Here is a 369-nt window from a genome sequence, read left to right on the forward strand (position 1 = left end):
GTGCCCGCTATGGCCGCTATATCACAAGGAAAAACGGCTGGTTTTTGGAACCGCAGGTCGGGCTGTCTTATGGCGTCACACGGGCCTATGATTTCCGTTTGTCTAATGGACTTAAGTATGCACAGGATCAAAGCGGCATACTGACCGGTCATGCCGGGGTAACCCTGGGCAGAAAATACGGACAGGGCAGCCACAGCGGCGAAGCCTATCTGAAATTGGCGACCAACCATGAATTTAACAGTGGCAGCAACACTACTATGTATGCCATGCAGAATAGTGATAATCCCAGCTTAAATGAGATAGCACTTGCTTCACAGAAGATAACTCCGCTGGCTGGGAGAGATACCTGGTATGATGTGTCGCTGGGCA

At 50.7% G+C, this 369-nt stretch carries 1 protein-coding gene; it reads left to right on the plus strand.

Going from position 1 to position 369, the window contains the following annotated elements; all coding sequences use genetic code 11:
• On the plus strand, positions 1-369 hold a 369-nt coding region (locus I6751_RS01010), incomplete at both ends, for an autotransporter outer membrane beta-barrel domain-containing protein (protein WP_196598938.1).

It is taken from the genome of Pectinatus frisingensis (assembly GCF_015732285.1).
Taxonomy (GTDB): Bacteria; Bacillota; Negativicutes; order Selenomonadales; family Selenomonadaceae; genus Pectinatus; species Pectinatus frisingensis.